Source organism: Variovorax sp. 01T439_2 (genome assembly GCF_056398445.1).
This window is the reverse complement of record NZ_JBFTPJ010000258.1, coordinates 1-6,464: the sequence shown is the minus strand read 5'-3', so window position 1 is coordinate 6,464 and position 6,464 is coordinate 1. Positions and strand designations below refer to the sequence as shown.

The following is a 6,464-nucleotide window of genomic DNA, read 5'->3' as shown; positions in this document are numbered from 1 at the left end:
GAGCATGAAGATCAATCTCCGGATGAATTAGGATGCGACGAGACCATTATCCGCACCAGGACGACTTCGTTTTCATGACAGAACCGACGCTTCATTACGTGGCGTGCGATGACGCCCAGGGCGGTCACCGCATGGCCTACTGGCAATGGGGCGACGCGCGCAGCGCGCGCGTGGTGGTCTGCGTGCACGGCCTCACGCGGCAGGGACGCGACTTCGACGTGCTTGCGCAGGCCCTCGTGGCACGCGCCGCCGGCGACGTGCGCGTGGTCTGCCCCGACGTGGCGGGGCGCGGCCAGAGCGACTGGCTGCGCGACCCGGCCCTCTACCAGGTGCCGGTCTATGCGGCCGACATGCTGGCGCTGGTTGCGCAGCTGCACCGCGAACAACCGATCGACACGCTCGACTACCTGGGCACCAGCATGGGCGGGCTGATCGGCTTCGTGCTGGCGGGGCACAAGCAGCTGCCGCTGGCCCGGCCGATCCGCCGCTTCGTCGTGAACGACGTGGGCCCGACGATCGAGGCTGCCGCGCTGCAGCGCATCGGCGCCTACGTGGGGCAGGGCGGCCGCTACGACAGCCTGCAGTCGGCGGCCGATGCCATGTGGACGATCTCGACCAGCTTCGGCCCCCATACACCGGACCAGTGGCTTTCGCTGTCGCAGCACATGGTGGTGCCCGCGTCGCAGCGCACGCCCGATGGCGCCGCCAAGGTGGAGGCCGGCGAATCCCATGGCGACGCAGCCGGTCCCTGGCTGCTTCACTACGATCCGGCCATTGCCGTCGCGCTGCGTGCCATCACGCCCGAGGCTGCGGTCCAGGGCGGCGCCGTGATGTGGAGCCTTTATGACGCCATCGATGCGCGCACGCTCGTGACGCGCGGCGCGCAGTCGGACCTGCTCTCGCGCGAAACGGCCCTGGCCATGACGCAGCGCGGTCCGCGCGCGGCGCTGGTCGAGTTCGAAGGCGTGGGCCATGCGCCCACCTTCGTCGACCCCGTGCAGGTGGGCGCCGTCACCAACTTCCTGTTCGATTGAGGCCAACGTGAAGCGCGAGTCTTCGAGTCTTCAAACGGCGCACGCCTCCGATACGGCGGTGGTGGACTATCCCTTGTCCGCCGCCACGGCCGACCGCACGCCGGTCATGGAGAACATGCTCGCCCGTGCACGCGCTTTCGCCGAGCCGCTGATCGCCGACGAAAAGCTCGATACCGGCGAGAACACGCTGGCGCATGCCGACGCCGTCGCCGCCATCGTCGCCAAGATGGGCGGCTCCGAGGCCATGCAGGCCGCGAGCTACCTCGTCTACGCCTGCCAGCATCTCAACCGCCCGCAGGAGGTGATCGCCAAGGTGTTCGGCGACAACTTCGCGGCGCTGGCGGTCGAAACCACCAAGCTGGTGCGCGTGCAGGAGCAGGCCCGCTCGGCTTCGCAGGGCCATCACCTGGCCGAAGGCGCAGCGGGTGCGCAGACCGAGAACGTGCGCAAGATGCTGCTCGCGTTCTCGCGCGACCTGCGCGTGGTCATGCTGCGCCTCGCATCGCGGCTGCAGACCCTGCGGCATGCCGCCGCCAGCAAGCAGCCGGCGCCCGAAAGCGTGGCGCGCGAGTCGCTGCAGGTGTTTGCGCCGCTCGCCAACCGGCTCGGCATCTGGCAGGTGAAGTGGGAGATCGAAGACCTCTCGTTCCGCTTCCTGGAGCCCGAGACCTACAAGCTGATTGCGCGCCTGCTCGACGAGAAGCGTGTCGAGCGCGAAGGCCACGTCGAGCAGCTGCGCTCGCAGCTCGAACGCGAGCTGCAGGCCGAGGGCGTGCGCGCCACGGTGCAGGGGCGGCCCAAGAACATCTACAGCATCGTCAAGAAGATGCGCGGCAAGTCGCTCGACTTTGCGCAGGTGTTCGACATCCTCGCGCTGCGCGTGGTGGTGCCCGACGTGAAGGACTGCTACGCGGCGCTGGCCTGGGTGCACTCGCACTTCCTGCCGATCGACGAAGAGTTCGACGACTACATCGCGCGGCCCAAGCCCAACGGCTACCAGTCGCTGCACACGGTGGTGCGCGAGATGGTCGACGGCAAGCCCGGCAAGCCGATCGAGATCCAGATCCGCACCGAAGAAATGCACGACCATGCCGAGCACGGCGTGGCGGCGCACTGGGCCTACAAGGAGGCCGGCCACAAGGGCTATGCGGGCGTGTGGGCGAGCGGCGAATACGACGCGAAGATCGCCGTGCTGCGGCAACTGCTGGCATGGGAGCGCGACCTGTCGGGCGGCTCGCAAGGCCAGGGCCTCTTCGACGACCGCATCTATGTGCTGACGCCCGACGCGGCCATCGTCGAACTGCCGCAGGGCGCGACGCCGGTCGACTTTGCCTACACCGTTCACACCACGCTGGGCCACCGCTGCCGCGGAGCGCGCGTCGATGGGGCCATGGTGCCGCTCAACACGCCGCTGTCCAACGGCCAGACGGTCGAGATCATCGCGGCCAAGGAGGGCGGGCCTTCGCGCGACTGGCTCAATGCCGAGCTCGGCTACCTTGCAAGCCACCGCGCGCGCGCCAAGGTGCGCGCATGGTTCAACGCGCAGATCACGCACGAAACCGTGGCGCGCGGGCGCGAGGCGGTCGAGAAGCTGTTGCAGCGCGAAGGCAAGACCTCCACGCGGCTCGAGGACCTGGCTTCGCAGCTGGGCTTCAAGTCGGCGGACCACTTGTTCGAAGTGGTCGGCAAGGACGAGTTCTCGCTGCGCAACATCGAGGTGCTGCTGCGTCCGCCCGAGCCTGCGCCCAATCCCGACGACGGCGTGCAGATCAAGAAGCCGCGCGCGAGCGAGAAGTCAGGCAAGGGCGGTGTGCTGGTGGTGGGCGTGTCCTCGTTGATGACGCAGCTCGCCAAATGCTGCAAGCCCGCGCCGCCCGATGCCATCCGCGGCTTCGTGACGCGCGGCCACGGCGTGAGCGTGCACCGCGTCGACTGCAGCAACTTCCGCATGATGGCCTCGCGCGACAGCGAGCGCGTGATCGATGTCGAATGGGGCGCCGCGAAGGGCGGCGAAGCGCCGGTCTATGCAGTCGACGTGTCCGTCGAGGCGGCCGACCGCCAGGGCCTGCTGCGCGACATCTCCGATGTGTTCGCACGCGAGAAGATGAACGTGATCGGCGTGCAGACCCAATCGGTCAAGGGCACGGCATGGATGACCTTCACCGTGGAAATCTCCGATGCGGCGCGGCTCACGCAGGTGCTGGGCGTGGTGACGGCGGTTGCCGGTGTGCGATCTGCACGTCGGCGCTGAAAAAGCGCGTTTTCTCCTGCTACAATAGCTGCTTCTCGGACACATCCTTAGGCGCGTAGCTCAGYTGGTTAGAGCACCACCTTGACATGGTGGGGGTCGTTGGTTCGAGTCCAATCGCGCCTACCAATTTCTGTTTCGACTTCCGGCCAACCACCGGGTCTGTCGAACAGAGCTTTCACCGGGTTCCCCGGTGATTCAATCGTCCTAGCGGTGAAGCAGACAAAGACCATGGCCATGTTGTTGTGCTACCTTGGCCGCTCTGCAAACCTTTTTCAAATTTCTTGACAAGCGATCTGATGAATACGCGATCAACGCTGGTTGATCGGGCTCATGCCGACATGCGCCTGGCCGCATTGCTCAGGCAGGCTCCCATCGAATTTGCGCGCGCGGTCTATGGCATCAACGACCACGCAAGCGGCCGCACCGACACCATGGCGGCACGCGAAATAGCCCGCGCCATCCGGCAGGGCACGCCCGTCACGCAGGAGCGCGCCGAGCAGCGATCGCGCGCCTACTTGCCCACGGCAGGCCAGGAGCACTGTCCGCGCTGCTGGGTGGTCTACGGCCACAAGAGTCCGCTGCGTTTCAGGGAAGCCACCGAGGAACGCCCCGAGACCGCCACCTGCAGCGCCTGCGGCGCCGAGTACGCAACAACGCTCGGTTGAAGCGGCGCAGGCACGGTCAGGGTAAACCTTGTCGCGATGCAGCAAAACCGCTACCTAGAATCATCGGATGACATGGGCATCCATGTGAAGGAGTCCGCAGTGCAGAGCAAGAAGTCCGGGGTCAAGCCGGTGCAACGTGTAATCAAGAAGTACCCCAACCGAAGGCTCTACGACACCGAGACATCCACGTACATCACGCTCACCGAGGTGAAGCAGCTGGTCATACAGAATGCCCAGTTCGTGGTGCGCGATGCCAAGACCGGCGACGACCTCACGCGCAGCATCCTGCTGCAGATCATCCTCGAGGAAGAAGCGGGCGGTGCGCCCATGTTCACCGAGCAGGTGCTGGCCAACATCATCCGCTTCTACGGTCAGGCGATGCAGGGCTACATGGGCCCCTACCTCGAAAAGAACATCCAGGCCATGACCGAGGTACAGGCCCAGCTCACCGAAAAGGCCGAAGGCCTCACGCCCGAGATGTGGTCGCGCTTCATGACCATGCAGTCGCCCATGCTCCAGGGACTCATGGGCAACTACGTCGAGCAGTCCAAGAACGTGTTCCTGCAGATGCAGGAGCAGATGCAGAAAAATACCGAGCAGGTCCTGGGCGCATTCGGCATCAAACGCCCCTGAAATCCCGGCCCCGGCCGATAGCTGGGACAATAGGGGCATATATGAGCGAAGTTGCCTCCCCCGAACGTGCCGCCACGACGGCCGCCCCCAAAGTCGGCTTTGTGAGCCTGGGCTGCCCCAAGGCCCTGACCGATTCCGAACTGATCCTGACCCAGCTGAGCGCCGAGGGCTACCAAACGGCCAAGACCTTCGAGGGCGCCGACCTGGTGATCGTCAACACCTGCGGCTTCATCGACGATGCCGTGAAGGAAAGCCTGGACACCATCGGCGAGGCGCTGGCGGAAAACGGCCGCGTGATCGTCACGGGCTGCCTGGGCGCCAAGACCGGCGACCAGGGCGGCAACCTGGTGCGGCAAATGCATCCGAGCGTGCTGGCCGTGACCGGTCCGCATGCCACGCAGGAAGTGATGGACGCGGTCCACGCCAACCTGCCGAAGCCGCACGACCCGTTCGTCGACCTGGTGCCCAACACCTTCGGCATCGCGGGCCTCAAGCTCACGCCGCGGCACTATGCCTATCTGAAGATCAGCGAAGGCTGCAATCACCGCTGCACCTTCTGCATCATTCCCTCGATGCGCGGCGACCTGGTGTCGCGGCCGGTCGGCGATGTGCTCGGCGAGGCCAAGGCTCTGTTCGAAGGCGGCGTCAAGGAACTGCTGGTGATCAGCCAGGACACCTCGGCCTATGGCGTGGACGTCAAGTACCRCACCGGCTTCTGGGACGGCAAGCCGGTCAAGACGCGCATGCTCGAACTGGTGCGCACGCTGGGCGAAATTGCCGAGCCTTATGGCGCCTGGGTCCGGCTCCACTATGTGTATCCGTATCCGAGCGTGGACGAGATCATTCCGCTGATGGCCAGCGGCCAGGTGCTGCCTTACCTCGATGTGCCGCTGCAGCACAGCCACCCCGACGTGCTCAAGCGCATGAAGCGGCCGGCCAGCGGCGAGAAGAACCTGGAGCGCCTGGCGCGGTGGCGCGAGGTCTGCCCCGAGCTGGTGATCCGCAGCACCTTCATCGCGGGCTTCCCTGGCGAAACCGAGCAGGAGTTCGAGCACTTGCTCGACTTCATCCGCGAGGCGCAGATCGACCGCGCCGGATGCTTCGCCTACAGCCCTGTGGCAGGCGCCACCGCCAACGACATCCCCGGCATGCTGCCGCCGGCGGAGCGTGAAGCGCGCCGCGCCCGCTTCATGGAAGTGGCCGAAGCGGTGTCGATCGCCAAGCTGCGCCAGCGCATCGGTGCAACCATGCAGGTGCTGGTGGACTCGGCACCCGGCATGGGGCGCAAGGGCGGCGTGGGCCGCACCTACGCCGACGCCCCCGAGATCGACGGCACCGTGCGCCTGCTGCCGCCCGAGAAGATCAGCAAGACGCTCAAGGTGGGTGAATTCACGCGGGCCCGCATCGTGGGCGCCGAGGGCCACGACCTGATCGCGCTGCCGATCTGAACCGTCGCCATCCTGGCGAGAGCAAGAGAGAGCAAGGCGGCGATCGCCGACTTGCGAACCACGGACTGAGCGACAGGCGAAAAAGTTGTACGCCTACAGACGCATGCACCCGGGCATTTGAACGTGGCGGCTTGTGTTCTCCAGGAGGTCCCATGTTCTTCCAGCTCTTTCAATCCGGATCCAGCCTTCATCTCAAAAGGGCTGCCACGCTGCTTCACGAAGCCCAGATGGCGCGTCTCGAGCACCAGGCTGCAGCGGAGCATCACGCGGCCCTGGCCAAGATGTATGCGGAGCGTGTGAAGCGCCTTTCCGGCGAGGTCTATCCGCTACCAGCTCCCAGCAGCGAGGCGGCGGCTACGAAGACCGAGCAGGACAAGCCGGCGATCTATTCGATCGAGAGCAATCGCAGGCCCAAGTCGAACCTGCTGACGTA

At 65.8% G+C, this 6,464-nt stretch carries 6 protein-coding genes and 1 tRNA gene; all 7 read left to right on the top strand.

All coding sequences use genetic code 11. The features are described 5' to 3' along the window. The first annotated feature begins 74 nt into the window (after nt 1–74). The gene (locus AC1DOC_RS14190) at nt 75–1,034 is read left to right on the top strand and encodes an alpha/beta fold hydrolase (RefSeq protein WP_051128025.1); all 960 of its coding nucleotides are present in this window, start codon (nt 75–77) and stop codon (nt 1,032–1,034) included. 106 nt (nt 1,035–1,140) lie between these two features. Further along, nucleotides 1,141–3,285, top strand: a complete 2,145-nt coding sequence (locus AC1DOC_RS14185; RefSeq protein ID WP_230537838.1) for a RelA/SpoT family protein — start codon at nt 1,141–1,143, stop codon at nt 3,283–3,285. A gap of 49 nt (nt 3,286–3,334) precedes the next feature. Continuing rightward, nucleotides 3,335–3,411, top strand: a tRNA-Val gene (locus tag AC1DOC_RS14180). Nucleotides 3,412–3,581: 170 nt separating this feature from the next. Beyond that, the gene (locus tag AC1DOC_RS14175) at nt 3,582–3,950 is read left to right on the top strand and encodes a hypothetical protein (protein ID WP_230537833.1); all 369 of its coding nucleotides are present in this window, start codon (nt 3,582–3,584) and stop codon (nt 3,948–3,950) included. Between the two features lie 72 nt (nt 3,951–4,022). After that, a complete protein-coding gene (gene phaR, locus AC1DOC_RS14170) occupies nt 4,023–4,583 on the top strand; it encodes a polyhydroxyalkanoate synthesis repressor PhaR (protein WP_018905029.1) in 561 nt (186 codons plus the stop codon). Between the two features lie 41 nt (nt 4,584–4,624). Beyond that, nucleotides 4,625–6,031, top strand: coding sequence for a 30S ribosomal protein S12 methylthiotransferase RimO (gene rimO, locus AC1DOC_RS14165; protein WP_478129961.1), 1,407 nt, complete (start codon nt 4,625–4,627; stop codon nt 6,029–6,031). A 152-nt stretch (nt 6,032–6,183) separates the two neighbouring features. Further along, nucleotides 6,184–6,464 (top strand): hypothetical protein (locus tag AC1DOC_RS14160; RefSeq protein WP_012747700.1); only part of this gene is annotated, 281 nt, incomplete at its 3' end.

Excerpts from the sequence above, each read along its gene's own strand:
- AC1DOC_RS14190 (WP_051128025.1), top strand. The coding sequence starts at position 75 with ATGACAGAACCGACGCTTCATTACGTGGCGTGCGATGACGCCCAGGGC.
- AC1DOC_RS14185 (WP_230537838.1), top strand. The coding sequence starts at position 1,141 with ATGGAGAACATGCTCGCCCGTGCACGCGCTTTCGCCGAGCCGCTGATC.
- AC1DOC_RS14175 (WP_230537833.1), top strand. The coding sequence starts at position 3,582 with ATGAATACGCGATCAACGCTGGTTGATCGGGCTCATGCCGACATGCGC.
- phaR (WP_018905029.1), top strand. The coding sequence starts at position 4,023 with ATGGGCATCCATGTGAAGGAGTCCGCAGTGCAGAGCAAGAAGTCCGGG.